General features: G+C 50.9%; 15 protein-coding genes. 10 read left to right on the top strand and 5 right to left on the bottom strand.

Annotated features, from left to right (window positions below; all coding sequences use genetic code 11):
• Positions 1–57: 57 nt before the first annotated feature.
• Positions 58–4311 (bottom strand): S8 family serine peptidase, encoded by a 4254-nt coding sequence (locus BN2762_RS23280; protein ID WP_055109204.1) that lies wholly within the window; start codon positions 4309–4311, stop codon positions 58–60.
• Between the two features lie 340 nt (positions 4312–4651).
• Here BN2762_RS23280 and BN2762_RS23275 point away from each other — a divergent pair, with 340 nt between their 5' ends.
• The 3 genes from BN2762_RS23275 to BN2762_RS23265 all read left to right on the top strand — a co-directional run bounded on the left by BN2762_RS23275 (position 4652) and on the right by BN2762_RS23265 (position 6486).
• Positions 4652–5158: a DUF2569 domain-containing protein gene (locus tag BN2762_RS23275; protein WP_055109203.1), complete on the top strand. Its 507-nt coding sequence runs from the start codon at positions 4652–4654 to the stop codon at positions 5156–5158.
• 48 nt (positions 5159–5206) lie between these two features.
• Entirely contained in the window at positions 5207–5938 is a 732-nt protein-coding gene (locus BN2762_RS23270) for a suppressor of fused domain protein (protein WP_055109202.1), read from the top strand.
• Between the two features lie 209 nt (positions 5939–6147).
• Entirely contained in the window at positions 6148–6486 is a 339-nt protein-coding gene (locus BN2762_RS23265) for an avidin-fold protein (protein ID WP_230202578.1), read from the top strand.
• 74 nt (positions 6487–6560) lie between these two features.
• Here the strand turns inward: BN2762_RS23265 and BN2762_RS23260 are convergent, their stop codons facing one another.
• Positions 6561–7952, bottom strand: a complete 1392-nt coding sequence (locus BN2762_RS23260; protein WP_055109201.1) for a sensor histidine kinase — start codon at positions 7950–7952, stop codon at positions 6561–6563.
• Positions 7949–8626, bottom strand: a complete 678-nt coding sequence (locus tag BN2762_RS23255; protein ID WP_055109200.1) for a response regulator transcription factor — start codon at positions 8624–8626, stop codon at positions 7949–7951. The genes BN2762_RS23260 and BN2762_RS23255 overlap by 4 nt, the downstream gene beginning before the upstream one ends.
• A gap of 190 nt (positions 8627–8816) precedes the next feature.
• Here BN2762_RS23255 and BN2762_RS26585 point away from each other — a divergent pair, with 190 nt between their 5' ends.
• The 5 genes from BN2762_RS26585 to BN2762_RS23235 all read left to right on the top strand — a co-directional run bounded on the left by BN2762_RS26585 (position 8817) and on the right by BN2762_RS23235 (position 12815).
• A complete protein-coding gene (locus tag BN2762_RS26585) occupies positions 8817–9737 on the top strand; it encodes a GNAT family N-acetyltransferase (protein WP_083485102.1) in 921 nt (306 codons plus the stop codon).
• Complete coding sequence (locus BN2762_RS27080; protein WP_154674787.1) at positions 9734–9901, top strand: hypothetical protein; 168 nt, start codon at positions 9734–9736, stop codon at positions 9899–9901. The genes BN2762_RS26585 and BN2762_RS27080 overlap by 4 nt, the downstream gene beginning before the upstream one ends.
• A 23-nt stretch (positions 9902–9924) precedes the next feature.
• A complete protein-coding gene (nagZ, locus tag BN2762_RS23245) occupies positions 9925–11232 on the top strand; it encodes a beta-N-acetylhexosaminidase (RefSeq protein ID WP_230202577.1) in 1308 nt (435 codons plus the stop codon).
• A 131-nt stretch (positions 11233–11363) separates the two neighbouring features.
• On the top strand, positions 11364–12101 hold the full coding sequence (locus tag BN2762_RS23240; RefSeq protein WP_055109199.1) for a DUF1361 domain-containing protein: 738 nt from the start codon (positions 11364–11366) through the stop codon (positions 12099–12101).
• 138 nt (positions 12102–12239) lie between these two features.
• Positions 12240–12815 (top strand): GNAT family N-acetyltransferase, encoded by a 576-nt coding sequence (locus BN2762_RS23235; protein ID WP_055109198.1) that lies wholly within the window; start codon positions 12240–12242, stop codon positions 12813–12815.
• Between the two features lie 156 nt (positions 12816–12971).
• Here BN2762_RS23235 and BN2762_RS23230 read toward each other — a convergent pair whose 3' ends face one another.
• Complete coding sequence (locus BN2762_RS23230; protein ID WP_055109197.1) at positions 12972–13781, bottom strand: histidinol-phosphatase; 810 nt, start codon at positions 13779–13781, stop codon at positions 12972–12974.
• A 31-nt stretch (positions 13782–13812) separates the two neighbouring features.
• The gene (locus BN2762_RS23225; RefSeq protein WP_055109196.1) at positions 13813–14715 is read right to left on the bottom strand and encodes a LysR family transcriptional regulator; all 903 of its coding nucleotides are present in this window, start codon (positions 14713–14715) and stop codon (positions 13813–13815) included.
• A 283-nt stretch (positions 14716–14998) separates the two neighbouring features.
• Between BN2762_RS23225 and BN2762_RS23215 the strand changes: the two genes are divergently transcribed.
• Both BN2762_RS23215 and BN2762_RS23210 read left to right on the top strand, forming a co-directional pair.
• A complete protein-coding gene (locus BN2762_RS23215) occupies positions 14999–15460 on the top strand; it encodes a chemotaxis protein CheX (RefSeq protein WP_055109194.1) in 462 nt (153 codons plus the stop codon).
• A 107-nt stretch (positions 15461–15567) separates the two neighbouring features.
• Positions 15568–16344 carry an SDR family NAD(P)-dependent oxidoreductase gene (locus BN2762_RS23210; RefSeq protein ID WP_055109193.1) on the top strand — a complete coding sequence of 259 codons (777 nt, stop codon included), beginning with the start codon at positions 15568–15570 and terminating at the stop codon, positions 16342–16344.
• Positions 16345–16451 lie beyond the last annotated feature (107 nt).

Raw genomic sequence — 16451 nt, 5'->3', positions numbered from 1 at the left:
ATACTGCTTGAAAAATACAAAAAAAGGAGAGCGAAAGCTCTCCTTTAATAATTTTGCTTATTCAACCAGTCCGGCATACCGCAGGAATTGGCGAAGCGCAGCGGCGGCCGTCTCCCGCGATGTCGGTGCAGCAGGCCGGAAGCTCTGGCCATTATCGTCAAGGTCGCCGCTGATAATGCCTGCCGCAGAAAGCGCCTTAACGCTATCCAAAGCATAACCAGCTATGCTGGCCTCATCTTTGTATGCTTTTAGGGAAGGGCTGCTTGCTTTTAACTCGGTGCCTGTAAGCTGAAGGGCACGGGCCAAAATGGCGCTCAGCTCCTGGCGGGTTACATGGGCATTCGGCGAAAATTTATCGCCGCCCGTGCCTCGGACCAGCCCTGCTTCAAATGCAGCTGCAACATCGTTCGCATACCAGGCCGCAGATGGAACGTCCGAGAACGCAACGGAGCCGCTTGCTTTCAGGCCCAGAGACCGGACGAGCAGGGAAGTGAACTCGGCTCGCGTCAAATTGCTATTTGGCGAGAACGTCTCTGCCGAGGTGCCCTCAATGATGAATTTGTTCGCCAGAGCTGTAATGTCGGATGCTGCCCATGAACTGGAGATGTCCTTGAACTGTACGGAACGTCCGACGGCAGCGTACACGGAGAACCCCGGACGGCTGACTGTAACGATAGTTGATCCGTCGGCCTGCTCCTTTACCACGGAAGCAACGGGACCGATTTTCCCATTGGACTCATAGAGCACACCTGCTTGGTTCGCACCGATTTTGCCGGGAACCGTGAGGGAATGCTTGATGAAAATGCTGCTGGGAACGCTGACAGATTGCTTAGACGTTCCCGAAATCCAGTTTGCCTCATAAGAGACCGGTGAACCGATGACCGCTGCTCCAGCCTTGGCAGCGAATTTAGCTTTGCTCGATTCAGCCTGCGAAATGATGATTTCAAAACCGGCATCCGCAGGGGCCTCTTTGAACAAGGCAACTGGCACTGCAGCGGCGGAGCCTTCAAAGCTAAAGATTATCGTACTCTTTGCACTCAGCTTTTGTGACAATTGCTTGAGTTGATCGGAGCTAAGCCTTGCTTCACCTCGATGTTCATCATGATCGGGAACAGGAATGATGATCGCCGCCGCTTCGCTGCCGATCGTTTCAAACGCGGCTTTTAAAGCCTCATCACGTACAACAAACGCCGCCGAGTCCTTCGTATCGCTGAGGATAGGCGTAATTACCGTATGCTTCTGCCCCTGTTCGATTACCGCTCTGGCAGCCGGGCTAATATCGGCAGCTTGATCGGATGCAGGAGTGCCAGAAGTGCCGGGAGCCGGGGCAGAATCAGCGCCAGGAGCGGCTCCCGGTGCACTGCCACCGCTGCCACCTCCGATAGCGCCGCCACTACTACCGCCACTACCGCTACCAGCACCACCGTCACCGCCAGAGCTTCCGCCTTGGTTGTCCGCGCTAAGATCTACACGGAAGGAAGTAATGGCATCATATGAAATCCGCTTATTGCCGTTATAAGCAAACTCGCCGGTTGGCGTGAGTTGAGCAGCTTTAACGAATATTTTGTAAGTTCCTGCGGCAAGCTGGGCAGAGGCTGTCGTTCCTGCACCTTGGGCATCATAAAGGTAATACTTGCTGCCGATGTCTGGAATGGTATACACGCCGGGTTCTAAGCGCTGACTCAAATCATCAAGCGCATAGCCTCCGAAATAACCGAGGAGCTCGTCCTCCAAGTTTGCGATATCAATGACATAATAGTTTACATCTGGAGCTGTTAGCCGGAAGGAAAGGTCTGTCGTCTGCTGGCTGCTTCTTCTAGGATATATAACCGAATTCGTAAGCTTCACTTCCTGGATTCCAAATCCATTATCAGGCAGCTTGCTTCCTACATATAAGGTGAAGGGCAAATGAAGCGCAGGCTTTCCAATGCTGGTCAGATTGACTTGTCCCTGGTAAAAGCCTTCAGCCACGCCACTATCAACATTCAAGTCTAGCCGTATTACGGAGGCCGACTTGGCAGCAGCCGTGACAGTCTGCTTATCGAGCGTAATTTTAACTCCTGGATCAGCACGATGCCACTCTACGGAAGCTTCATAGGTTACATCATAATCGGCTGTGTTTTTTAGCTGCAGATTTTTGGCGGATACGCTGCCTGGAGCGACCCTGCCGAAGCTTGCCGAGGAATTATAGTTAATGACATTTTTCGGCGCAAAATTGGTGTCGAGAATCGTAATCGGCTCTAGGGCTTGCAGTAAAGCAGGCGTGCTCGTCGCTTTGTCTGCACTGACCCGCCCAGCTCCCTGCTGGTACACATCATATAAATTGCTATTTTCATCCCTTAGCACATCAGCCGTATTGGCCAGGGCAGCTCTGATGTCGAACGGTGTCCAATCCGGATGCTGTTGCTTGAGCAGGAGGGCTAGGCCTGATACATACGGAGCAGATATACTCGTGCCATTCGTGCGCAGGTATGTTTTATCATAGGATGCGCTTGGATTGCTTTTGCCATATGCGGGGTAGGTGGACAAAATATTTACACCCGGAGCCATGACATCCGGCTTGATGCTTAAATTGGCATCTGCGTTTGGTCCCCAGGAGGAAAAGCTGGCTAAAGTGTCGCCTTTAGTAATTTGAGCATGATAATTCGTACCGAAAGTAAATTGGAGTGATAAATCCGGGTTCTCCAAAATAGCTCTGGCCAATGCCCGTCCTTCCGTACCTTTCATGTCAAAAGTAGGAATAAATAAAGGGTTGTCGCCAAGCAGTGTATCGATGTGTCCGTCTTTGTCTGGAATCGACGGGCTTAAGTCTGCATTATTCCCATCGTTAATTCCATTGAAGATAACGATCGCTTTAGCACCGTGCAGGCCGGCATAAGCGACTTTCTCCGTAAAGCTCAGCTTGCCCCGAGAAGCCAATACGATTTTGCCGGAAACATCGGTATTGGCATAATCCGGGATATCGCCAAGTCCGACATAAACAATGTCATGGGGCGTGTTGCCGATAATGCTGGCAAAGTCATCCCTGCCGCTCTCCCAGGCGATGACACGAATGTCGGCAGGAGCATAGGTACTGGCGGTCACTGAGATAGGGTTCCCGCTATCGTCAGTAGCATGATGATCTACTAAGGCCGGATGCAGCTTCCCCTGATACAGCCTGCTTTCGCTCGTAACCGCGCCAACGGAAATCCCGAGCTGAGAGGTTGCCGGTGATCCCATAGTATAGTACCCCGGTCCAGCGTTTCCGTTTGCCGAGACGACGATTACGCCGGACAAGATGGCATTATTGATCGCAATGGCATCCGGGGAGTTGACATTCTTCTCATTGTCCGAGCCTAGCGACAGGTTGATGACATCCATTCCGTCCTTGACGGCCCGTTCAATACCGTCAATGACCTGTGCGGAGGTGCCTGTTGCCGTCATGGGATTATCCAAGTCGCGCCCCAGCACCTTGTAGGCATAGAGATCGGCCTCATAGGCTACGCCTTTCTGGGCGATGCTGCCGGTCGAATTAGCCCCTCTTCCTACGAGAATTCCCGCGACGAAGGTGCCGTGTGATGTACCTACGTACCCTTGATTATAAGGATCTTGGTCTGGAGTAAGCGGGATTTCCTCATAAGGGTCGTCATCGTTGTAGAAGGAGTCGTAGCCGCCTTTATAGGCATCCTTCAAATCGGGATGAGTATAATCTACCCCTGTATCCACGACGCCTACCTTGAGGCCCTTGCCAGTTAATCCCTTGGCCCAAGCGGCTTCGGCTCCGATTTGCTTCAGCGGAATGTCGTCATAATTGATCATATCGTTTGCGGCGCTGGGCGCGATAGGAGCAGCATACCAGGTACTGTTCTTCTGAATCGATTTGACTCCCGGAATTTGGGCGAGAGCAGGAATTTCATGGGCAGGTATCGTTACCTCGAAGCCGTTTAATACCGTGTTGTATTGATAATTCACTTCCAGATTAATCCCTATATCCTGTACTTCGTCAAGAAAATCCTGCTGCTCGCTGCGAACTGCTGATTCTGTCGATGCTGCAGCCAGGGAACGTATGCCGATCCGGTCAGCATATTTGCCTACCGCGGCCGGCTGGCCCTCAAGCTGTACAATGACGCGAACCTTGCTGCTGGAGCTGGTATCGATTTCCGGCGAAATGAACGTCTCTGTGGAGTCGGCTGGACTTAATGAATTCTCGATCACCTGCAGGGGCACCAGACTCGAAGCCGTAGCATGGCCTCCGCCAGGAAAAACTCCGATTAGCAGTGCAGAAGCCATAATTACAACAAACCATTTACGAAGCCACAATCCTTTCTTCAATGAACTCCCTCCACTTGGTCAATAGATTTGATTGAATCCCAGGTTCACTCTGCTGCCAGTCGTTCAGCTAGTACAGCAGGATGCTAAATCTCTCGGCGACCGATAAATAGAATTGATATTAGCTAGAGTAATAGGGAAAAAATACTAAAGAAGATTTTACCATTAGTAATAGTGAATTGCCATCTCTCTTTAGTAGGTTTTAAGGCCGTATTTTGTATATATTTGTCACATTATCAGATATAATGGAATGACAATGAGAATGGGAGGTTTTAACTATAAGAGGATAGGGATTCAGTTATAGCTCACCGCAATAATTTTTTGAATGAAAGGTTGTATCGTTATGGAAACATATGAAAGGCAGAAGCAAACGGAAGAACCCCCTCTAGGGGTAGCTGGCTTGGGAGGCTGGCTGGTACTCGTTCAGATTAGTCTATATCTATCTATCATTACCCGAGTTGGCACCTTACTGCAGTCGTTGCCGCTCATAGCAGGGCCTGATACCGGTCATCCTCTGACTTCGCCAGGCTCGCCGTTATACCATCCTTTATGGAAGACATCTTTTATGATAGAAGGCATAACCTCAGCTGGTATGCTCATCTTCACTATTTTTATCCTGGTTAGTTTTTATCAGAAAAAAAGGATTTTGCCCCGTATGATGATTATGTTCTATATCCTAAATTTTTTACTGCTAGTGACGATCGTTCTATTGGTAAATCAAATACCATTAGCTAAAGAGGTAGAAGGCGTAAGCGGAATATCCACGATCATTGGCGGTCTTGCGGGATGCGCGATCTGGATTCCTTATTTTCTGAAATCTGAACGCGTGCGGAATACTTTTAGAAATTAAAAGAAGCATCTTATACACCAAATACATAAGTCTTAGATGGAGGCAGGCATGAGTAAACACGAACAATCTTCTTCCGGTTATCCTATTTATCGGCATGGCCCGCGTACTAAAGATTTCGAGCTGGCCGCCGGGGATGACGAAGCGATCGCTAGAATCGAGCAGCATATTGAAGCGCATATCGGTAAGGTAGAATTTGTCTACCATGAACTCATTTCGGATTTGGTTCATATTGATATTTTTGTCGTCGCGCCTACTTCAGAGCGGAATTATTATACGCTTGTTACCTGCGGAATGAGTAACCTGCCTATGACCGTTCCAGAAGGCGCCGAAAGCTTTAAATACGCCGAGTTGATGATTTGTTTGCCGCCGGCCTGGCCATTGTCCGAGGAAGCATTCAAGGACGAGAATCACTACTGGCCTATACGCTGCTTGAAGCAGCTGGCTAGATTTCCGCATGAATATGATACCTGGCTGTTTGCCGAGCATTCGATCCCAAACGGCGATCCGGCCGAGCCGTATGCGAGCAATACGGAGCTGTCGGGAATCATGCTTACGGTACCAATGACCGTCGAGGATCCGGAATCCTTCTTCACATTGACTTTCTCCGAAGACAAGTCGGTGCATTTCTTCAGCCTTCTGCCGCTTTACAAAGAAGAGATGGAGCTAAAGGTTAGCCAGGGGGCCGAGGCGTTGTATCCTAAATTGGAGAAGGCGGGTATCAATGAAATATTGAATCCGACCCGCAAAAATGTCTGTAAAAAAAAGTTCTGGAGGTTTTAAATTCACTGTTCAATCGGCTTAAAGTGAGGTGGTCTGATTGGCACAGTTACAGTTCATTATATTCTTCCCCATAACCTCAGCACCGGTGATGAGTACATCATTCAATACACTCCTCTCACAATGAGGCCTATAGGGGTGAAGAAGCTGAAGGAGTCTGCGGATTAAGGCCGGAGGGGCGTAAAATTAACAATGGAATCGAGGCGAAGCCTGTGATCAATTACAACGGGAGAACATTTGCCTCCGTGCAGACGACGGAGAACGGAGAAGTTAACAGCAATACGATATTCCGGTATTATCAGGAAGGAAGCGTCGTCTGGGCCGATTATGCGGGAGGAGGAATTGCAAGGGGGCATCTGATTGCTGCCGTTAACCAGCAGGGAGAACTGGATATGAGATATCATCATGTAAATGACAAGGGGGAAATCATGACAGGGCAATGTTATTCCCGCCCAGTCATTCTGCCTTCCGGCAAGCTTCAGCTGCATGAGGAATGGCAGTGGACCTGCCGCGATTTCTCCAGAGGCCATTCCATCATAGAAGAACAATAAGCCAGGCCGATTTCATGCTTGTGATCGGTCTGGCTTATCAGAATATACGTCGTTTACTCGGGTATTTTCCGTCCTCAATGTTTGGTTAATGGACTTGGCAGGGTAATCCGGAACGTCGTACCCTTGCCAAGCTCGCTTACCGCCTCAATGCGTCCGTGGTGAAGATCGACAATTTTATGCGTAATCGCCAGACCCAGTCCGCTGCTTCCTTCCTTGCGGTCCCTGGCCCGGTCTGCCCGGTAGAAGCGGTTGAATATGTAGGGAAGGTCCGACTCCGCTATCCCGATGCCGGTATCTTCGATGTCCACACGGCATTCAGCTTCAGTCTGGCGCAGGCGGATGGAGATGGTGCCGCCGGGCTCCGTGTATTTGATGCTGTTCGTGGCTAGGTTGATCCACACCTGCTGCAGCAGTTTATCGTCTCCGGCGATACATGCTGGAGGAAGATCCAGCTCTACCGCCAGCTCCTTCTCGCGCCAGCTCCATTCCAGCATGAACATTACCTGCCTGATCTGGTCAGACACATCGAACATCCGCTTGTCCAGAATTGACTCTTCCTTATCGAGCGAGGCGAGCATCAGCAGTTGCTTGCCAAGTTGGGACATGCGGCGGCTCTCGCTTTCGATTATCGCCAAATAGCGTTTCTTCTGCTCTTCTGTCAGGTTCGCAGATTGCAGTGTGTGCGAGAAGCCTTGGATCGAGGCCAGCGGGGATTGGATTTCATGCGATACATTGGATACAAATTCCTGGCGCATTTGGTCGAGCTGCTGCAGGCTCTTGGCCATCTGCATGAAGGTTCCCGCCAGCTTGCCGATCTCATCCCGCCGCTTGACCTCAAGCCGGATGCCGTATTTGCCTTGGGCGAGCATTTTGGTGGCCTCCGTCAGCTTCACGATCGGATCCACAATATAGCGGGTGCTGATGACGACGAACAGAATGCTTAACAGCACTGAGAGAACGACAAGCACTGCGAAGAAAATCCGCAGCTCCCCGAACAGCACGCCCACGTTGGGCCTGACGAACAAGGCGTAATCCTGCCCTGCTGCTTGCAGGGGAACGCCAACCGTATTGATCAGCGCATTGTCGAAGAAGCCGGTTACGAATGGTCCCGTCGTAAATTTGGAGACCCCGTGATATTCCTCTCCCCGGATGACGCTTTGCACGACCTCATCACTTAGCTCTGTCTCCCGGAACGGAGCGCCGTAGAAGCTCCCTTGCTCTGGGGCCTGTACCAGATACATTTGGTAGCCCAACTCGCCAACATGACTGAAATAGCTCTCCGGATCAAGCTCAGGATTCTGCCCGTAGAAGGTGCTGATGCTTTTAGCCATCGCCGTAATTTTCTGATCATTATAAGGCTTCAGAAGATGCTGGTAATACAGGTTAGAGCCAACGAAGGAAATGATAAAGCTGAGGATCATGACGAAGATCGTCGTAATGACGATACGTAAATATAGCGACTTCATCGGGATGCGACCTCCAGCTTGTAGCCGACGCCGCGCACCGTGGTGATGCTGAAATCCTGAGGGCAGTCCCCGAACCGGTCGCGAAGGCGCTTGATATGCACGTCCACCGTCCGGTCATCCCCGTCAAAATCCGGCCCCCATACGAGCTGGATCAGCTCCTCCCGCGTAAATATCCGGTTGGGATAACTGGCAAGCTGGGACAGTAAATCGAACTCCTTCATGGGCAGCATAAACAGCTTGCCATTGCTGTGAACCCCATAGCTTCTCCGGTCAATGATGGTTTCGTTCAGCCGGATCGTCTCGGCGTTCACCATTTGGTAACGGCGCAGCAGGGCCTTGATGCGGAATAGAAGCTCCCTCGGTTCGAAGGGCTTCGTCAGGTAATCATCTGTACCGACCGCGAAGCCTCTCTCCTTGTCTATTAGCTGATCCTTGGCGGTAAGCAGGATTACAGGGAAATCGTAAAATTTCCGGATCTCCTCGCACAGCTGATAGCCATCCTTGTTGGGCATCATCACGTCAACGATGGCCAGGTTGATCTGTTGGGCGGCAAGACGCTCGGAGGCCTCTTTGCCGTCAGCTGCTTCGGTGACCGAGTAGCCTTCGGATTCAAGATAGTAACGTACGAGCTCGCGAATATGCGGATCATCTTCGGCAATAAGAATATGGATCACGTACTATGCATCTCCTTATCTAAGCTATAAAAAATAGCGCTGTGTATTACAATCCGGCTGAAGCCAATATACCGCAATTTCTTGTCTCTCCACAAATGGGAGGAAACGGGAAGTTTCGTGCAATGATGCATTCATCCTATGTTAGAATAAGGCTATTCCTATAAAAAATGAAAAGGGAGGGCGATGGCCCATGAGGATAACCATAGCTGAAAAGGCTGATCTTCAACCCATTCTGCTGCTTCAATATGAGGCGTATAAGAGTGAGGCTCAAATTTACGATGATGACCGGATTCCTCCGCTAACGCAAACCCTGGAGGATTTAGTGGAAGAATCGTCCTCCCACACTATTCTTAAAGCTGTGCTTGGCGATGGTCAGATTATAGGTTCAGCAAGAGCCCGGGAGGGTAATGGAACATGTTACATTGGCAAAATCATCGTACATCCCGATTATCAGAATCGAGGAATCGGCACAGCCCTGATCCGGGAGCTTGAGAGGGTGTTTGCGCACTGTGCAAGAATAGAATTGTTTACGGGGCATCTAAGCGAAAGAAACCTGTACCTGTATCAAAAGCTCGGATACAACATTTTCCGCACAGAGCCGATCCATGAGCGGTTAAATCTCGTTTACCTGGAAAAACGGATACCGCAGGATGAGAAGAATGTGCTGCTGGCCTCGTTTCAGGAGTGGATTGCCTTCTTAAGCAAGCATCGAGACCGCGACGAACAGCTCTGGAACCAGCCGGTTGCCCCGGGAAAATGGCCGCTTCGAGCCGTCGTCAGCCATATGATGCTGTGGGATAAATATTTCTATGAGCATGCTATAGGCAAGATACATACCCGGGAGCCGCTAACACTGCGGCATACCGATTATGACGAATTCAACAGGGCTGCGCAGCTGTTCAGCGAGCAGACCCGTATTTCGAGACTGATGGAGCAGGCGGTTTACTATCGGGAGAAGATTATAGCCGTGATTCGGGCGCTGCCGGACGACCTGTACGATAAAGAATATGTTGATGCGGATGGACAGCCGTTCTTCGTAGCACAATATTTGAAGGATTTCATTCCGCATGACCGGCACCATATAGCTGAGATGGAGGAGCGATTACAGTGAATGGCGTTAGCCTGCTGCAGGCGGTTTGCCGCAAAAGCTGCAGCGTTGGAAAGCGGCTTGTGAAAATCCTCTTTTTCGCCATCGTCATCGTATTCGCCATGCTCAGCTTGCTGCAAATTGGATTTATCCTTATCCTGTGGCTGTATTCAGGGAATAGCACATGAAGAATAGGCAGGAGGCAGAGCTCATGTTCATGAAGCAAGGGATACGTTCCGTTTTCATTGCCGTGATGATATTTGTATTGGCATTTACAGGAGCTTGCGCACCTAAGCAAGCGCCAAACGCCGAGCGGCCGCCGGAGAACTCCGGAACGGATGTCAGGCCGCCTGGAGGCGGATCAAATTCAGCCGGGAGCGGCAAGAGCAGCAGCTCCGAGGAGGAGGCTGATCCGGCCCGCCGCAAGCTGGAGCAGCTGAGCACGGCCGAGAAAATCGGCCAGCTTGTGCTGGTCGGGGTGGAAGGGACGGAGCCGGACGATACGGCTCGCCGTTTCATAGAGTCCTATCATGTCGGCGGCTTTATTTTCTACAAGAACAATATCGACAATGCCAAGCAGGCCGTTGGCTTCCTGAACAAGCTGAAGGCAATGAATGAGGGCAACCAGGTGCCTCTGTTGCTCAGCGTGGATGAAGAGGGGGGCCGGGTTACCCGAATGCCGCAGGAGTTCCAAGCGCTGCCCTCTGCGCGGGTCATCGGCGATGCCGGGAGCACCGGGCTGGCATCAGGCCTGGGAGGTGTAATCGGCAGGGAATTGTCCGGCTTCGGCTTGAACATGGACTTCGCCCCAGTACTGGACATCAACAGCAATCCGGACAACCCGGTCATCGGCAACCGTTCCTTCGGAAGTGAAGCGGGCATCGTCAGCGAAATGGGCCTTGCCATGCTTCAGGGAATCCGGCAGGAGGGGGTTATCCCTGTGGTGAAGCATTTTCCGGGACATGGCGACACTTCGGTCGACTCTCATCTCGGCCTGCCTGTAGTGGAGCATGAATTGGAGAGACTGCGGCAACTGGAGCTGATTCCCTTTGCCCGGGCAATCGAGGATGGGGCTGACGTCGTGATGGTCGCCCACCTGCTGATGCCGAAGCTTGATCCCGAGCAGCCCGCATCGTTCTCCAAGGCCGTCATCACCGATGTGCTGCGCGGGGAGCTGGGCTTCGAGGGCGTAGTCATCACCGATGATATGACGATGGGAGCGATTGTCAAGCATTACGATATCGGTGAAGCGGCGGTAAAATTCATTCAGGCCGGGGGCAATATCGTAATGGTCGGCCATCAGCGGGAGCGGCAGCTTGCGGTGATAGATGCACTGACAGCAGCGGTGAACAAGGGAGAAATCCCGGCAGAAATGCTGGATGAACGGGTATACTCTATTCTGAAGCTGAAGGAGAAGTATGGCCTGCGGGATGAACCGGCCGCCGGGCCCGATATCAAGGCGATCAATCAGGAGATCACAGATCTTTTAAAGGAACATAACATTAAGAAATTAAAATGATCTCCTGCAATCCTTTTTTTACCAAACATATGTTTGTCAACAATTGTAACTTTCCGCCTTTGCAATACGTCTATAGCCTGACAGGACATAACTTAGCTTAAGATAGCTCTGGAATGGAGGAGGCATCGCAATTGCAAGGTTGGAGGGAGCTCGGTTATCCGGGCAAGTGGATATTATATCTGATTCTGTTTATCGCTACAATGATCGGCATGAGATATGTCGTACATACACAGCTGCCGGATGGGGGGAGACCTCCGTATCTGTTTATGCTGTGGAACACATTTCTGGCATGGATTCCATTGGGCTTGGCCGTCGTCTTGGACATGGTCAGCCTGCTAAAGGGAAGGTTGCTGAAGTGCCTGCTATTTCTCGGAGTAGGTTTACTATGGCTGTTCTTCTATCCCAATGCCGCTTATTTGATCACGGATATGCTGCATCCGTTTAACCGGTATCCTATTGCTTCCGGTGCGGGGGTAAGATTCTGGGAGGAGAATCTGTTCTGGGACCATTTGTTTACGATGTTCTTCGCCGCATTGCTTGGTCTTGCCATCGCCACCGCAGCCTTAGCTTCGGTTCATGCCCTTGTGCGCAAATACTTGGGCAGTGCTGTAGGCTGGATATTCGTTCTGGCCGTCCTGCTGCTGAGCAGCTTCGGCGTATACCTGGGAAGGTTCATCCGCTGGAATAGCTGGGATATCCTTCAGGAGCCCGTTCGCATTCTTGGGGAGACATTTATTTACCTGATGGATTTTGAATATTTGCTGCATGCGATCGGGTTTTGCAAATGGATATTCCTGATTACCTTTTTCTGTTACGTGACTGCGTACTATTTTGGAGTTATGCAGCCGCGTACAAGTGATCATAGATAAGTGTTCTTCAATCGGCCTCTTTCCGGGTAATGGTTTAGTAGAAATCAATCAACAGGCTGCATCAAGGATAAGCCGGGGAGCGAACCATCCTGAGCCCAAGTAAGAGGGCATTGAAGCTGGAATAGGAGGGAAGGCGGAATGGCTGTTCATGCCAAACAGAAGATGAGCCAAAGATTTCCCGTGCTGGAGAGTCCGCGTCTTAGATTGCGCCGGATTACGCTGGAGGATTGCGAGGAATTGCATCAGTACATGAACCATCCTCTGGTTAGGCGCAGCACCTCATTCGAGCCGCAGACCCTTCTGTTCCCAGCCAGATTGTACCGTTATTTTACCGAGTGCTATGAGACGCTCCGTGATCTTCATTTCGCCGTAGAATTGAAGCAATGCCATAGAATCATTGGTGTCTGCTCGCTGCAGTACTGGGATCAGTTCCATGGGAAGGCCCGTCTTGGCTATCTGCTGTCTCCGGCAAGCTGGCGTCAGGGCTACGCTACCGAAGCGGCACGGTCATTAATTCATTTCGGATTCGGAGCCTTGGAGCTGAACCGGATCGAGGCGCGCTGTTCACCGGACAATCCTGCCTCAGAGCGCGTGCTTCAAAAATGCGGGATGACCTATGTCAAAGTGATTGCAGCTGGTTCGAGGGAGCGTGGGGATGAAGGAACGCTTAAGCTATACGAGATCCAGCGGGGAAATATTGCGAATAGCGGGTAGAAGAACCTTGTTTGTTACATAAATGAAATATTACTGTGATCGTTCTCTAACAGTAAGGGGGTACACTTAATACATGACCCCCTTTTGAATATATTTGTCTTTAGAACCCAGCGCCGAACGTGTGGGTTCTCTTTTTTTGCTAATTTTAAGCTGTTATTACAGCGGTACAGACTGCTTGGTTTTGTTCTTGTAATACACCCATTCCGTGAAGCCGATTTCCTTAAGCCGGGCGGCAACCATCTCCCATTCGTCGGCTACGCGCGAGGGCACGTGGGCGTCCGAGCCGAAGGTAACTTCGACCCCGAAATGCAGCGCTCTTTCCAGAATGGAATCGGAAGGATACCAGCCGCCGGAAAGCTTCGTCTTGCCGGAGGTGTTGATTTCTATGGCTACGCCTTCTTCGGCGATGATCTTCAGCGTTTTATCAATTGCTTCTGCAGCGGGAATATCCGTAAATGCGGGGTAATTCCCTTTCATAGCATCGATATGCCCCAAAATTTGGAACATGCCGCTGCGTGCTGATTCCTGAATCAAGGCGTAATAGGCTTCTTTATCGGCGATGCGCTGCTCATCGCTGAGATTCTTCCAGCGATTTTTATTGAAAATGCTGTCGTTACCGACGCTATGGACCGAGCCGATGACATAATCGAACGGGTATTTGGCCAGCGTCTCCCGGTAAATTTCGGCATGCTCCGGGAAGAAGTCCGATTCGATCCCGAGCAGGACATCGATTTTTCCTTCATATTCTCGTTTAAGCTGCAGTACTTCCTCTACGTAATTTTCTAGCTCCCGCTTGGCCATCGCAATGCGGGGAAAGGGCTGCTCCTCCGGGCTCCCGAAGTAGGGAGTGTGGTCGCTAATGCCGATGACGGCCAGTCCCTCTTTAATTCCGGCTTCGATATAATCGCGGATGGTGCCGTCGGCATGGCCGCAGCGGAAGTGATGCGTATGCAGATCGAATTTCATGCTGTTACTCCTTTGATAGATTTAGAATAGGTTATTCAGAACCGATGAAATGGGTTTCCGGCATTCCTTTCAGATCGCCGAGAAATTGCTGCATGGCCGAATTAATGTATCGGCTTGATTTATAGATGACGCCTACGGGGTGAGTCGTTTCCAGCTCAGGAATGGGGACGATTTTTAATGTGCCCTGACGCAGCTCCCGCATGACGGACTGCTTGGAAATAATCGCGGCACCCAAGTTGATTTCCACCATTCGCTTGACTTCCTCGCTGCTCGACAACTCCACTACAATTTCCGGCTCAATGGCATGCTTGCGGAAGACCTCGTCGGCAAAGCGCCTGCCCACGGTATCGGGAGAGAGCATAATCATCGACACCTCCCGCAGTGAATCCAAAGAAGGCGACTTGGCCTGGGCCAGAGGATGGAGCGGAGATACGACAAGCGCGAACGTATCATAATACAGGACAGATGCAAGAACCTGGGGATTATTCTCGATCAGATAGCCGATGCCGATATCAACAAGTCCTTGCTCAACGTTTTGATAAATTTGCGAGGAGGGCATAGATTGAATCGTCGTCTTGATCAGAGGAAATTGATCTTGGAAATAGGATAGGATCCGCGGCAAAATTTGTATGGCAATCGAAGTGGTCGTACCCAGCACGATATGGCCTTGCGGAATATGCTCCATGTCGGATAGCTTCTGCTTCAACTCCTCGACAATATCAAGGATAGCCTCGGCACGCTCCAGAAATACCTGTCCGCGGTCGGTCAATGTCACCGGCTGATTGCGGTTGACTAGCACTGTGTTGAACTCGTCCTCCAGGCTCTTGATTTGCGCGGAAACTGCGGGCTGAGTCAGGTTGAGCAGCTCTCCAGCCTTTCGAAAACTTTTGGTTTTGGAAATCATAAGGAGCGTTTCCAGTTGGCTTATGTTCATCCGAACTCTCCTTTCGCAGCTGTTTGCCAGCTTATTTTGCTGCCACGATGGCGAACATGTTCATTTCATTAATTATAGGGGATTAGCCCTTGGTAAAGCAATGCGGGGCGGTATTTCCTCGGGGCTTCAGACAGTCTGGGGCGCTAAATGTATAATACAGCAAATTGCATTGTTCGATTTTTAATGACTTATCGTTAGGAATAAAGTATAATGTTGTACAAGTGGAAAACGGGACTTTTGTAGCGAATCAATTACTTCCAAGTGTAAAGGGGCGCATATAATAGTGAAAGCGGAAGTGATAAATCCTTTTCTGGAATCCGCGCGGTCGGTCATTGAACAGGTGATACAGATTTCACCTTCCACCGGGAATCTTGGCATCAAAGACATTACTCCGAAGCATGATCATATCTGGATACAGATCGGGATGACGGGGCATTACAGCGGAATGGTCGTCTTTGGACTGAAGGAGACGGTGGCGCTGCGGATCGTATCGGCGATGATGGGCGGATTTGTTCTTACCGAAATGGACGAAATGGGGCAGAGCGCGATTTCGGAGCTGGGCAATATGATCAGCGGAAATGCCAGCACGATCTTATCGAACCAAGGCTACGCCGTAGATATTACTCCTCCCCAGGTCATCAAAACCGACACGGCCATGGACGGCACACTCCCTCGCAAAGCACTATGCATCCCACTGATGATGGATGGCATTGGCGAACTGGATATTCAAGTCATGATCTCTTAGAATAGAATTACGGCACAAGGAACTAGCTCTTAATGGCGTTTATAATCGGGGCTGGTTCTTTATTTTTGTCCGGATGAATCCGTTGGAAGGGATGAATTGCAAAGATCATGTCGTTAACGAATCAGGTCATTATTGTCACAGGCGCCTCGAGCGGGATAGGAGCGCTAACGGCGCAAATGCTGTCGGAACGCGGGGCGAACGTCGTCCTGGCAGCGCGGTCGATCGAAAAGCTGGAGGAGGTCGGAGCGCGGCTTAAGGGGTCCTTCAAGCTGCTGGCCATGGACGTAGGGGACGATGAATCCGTAGCGGAGGGGTTCAAGACCATATTCTCCGAGTACGGGCGGGTAGACTGCCTGGTGAACAATGCCGGCTACGGGATATTTGCATATTGCGATGAAGCGCCGCTTGCGGAGTTCTCCGCTATGATGAACGTGAATTATATGGGGGTCGTAAGATGCACCAAGGCTGTACTTCCATCCATGAAGGCGGCCCGGTCCGGCCGAATCGTCAACGTCGCTTCTATTGCCGGCAAGCTGGGCACGGCGAAGGGGACGGGCTATACGGCAACCAAGCATGCGGTGCTGGGCTTCAGCAATGCCCTCCGTCAGGAAGTCAGGGAATACGGGATCACGGTATCCACGATCAATCCGGGACCGGTCGATACTCCGTTTTTTGATTTGGCAGACCCAAGCGGGCATTATGTCAATAACGTGAAATGGTTTATGCTGAAGCCGGAGAGGGTAGCCCGAGCGATTGTGGCGGCCGTGGAGAAGGGGAGGACAGAGGTTAATCTGCCATGGATCGCCGGAGCAGGCGCCAAGCTCTATCAGTTGTTCCCGGGGCTTGGCGATAGGCTAAGCTATCGGTTGTTAAATAAGAAATAGAAGCGAGCCGGCTGGATTCAGCCGGTTTTTTTGAAGCCTCGGGCCGGGAAGCAAATAAAAAACATGGCGAATTTGGTGGGATTTGCTGTTATCGCATATAATGAAAG

Source organism: Paenibacillus ihumii, assembly GCF_001403875.1.
GTDB lineage: Bacteria > Bacillota > Bacilli > Paenibacillales > Paenibacillaceae > Fontibacillus > Fontibacillus ihumii.
Note: the sequence above shows the minus strand (reverse complement) of the source record. Positions and strands in the feature narration are given on the sequence as shown.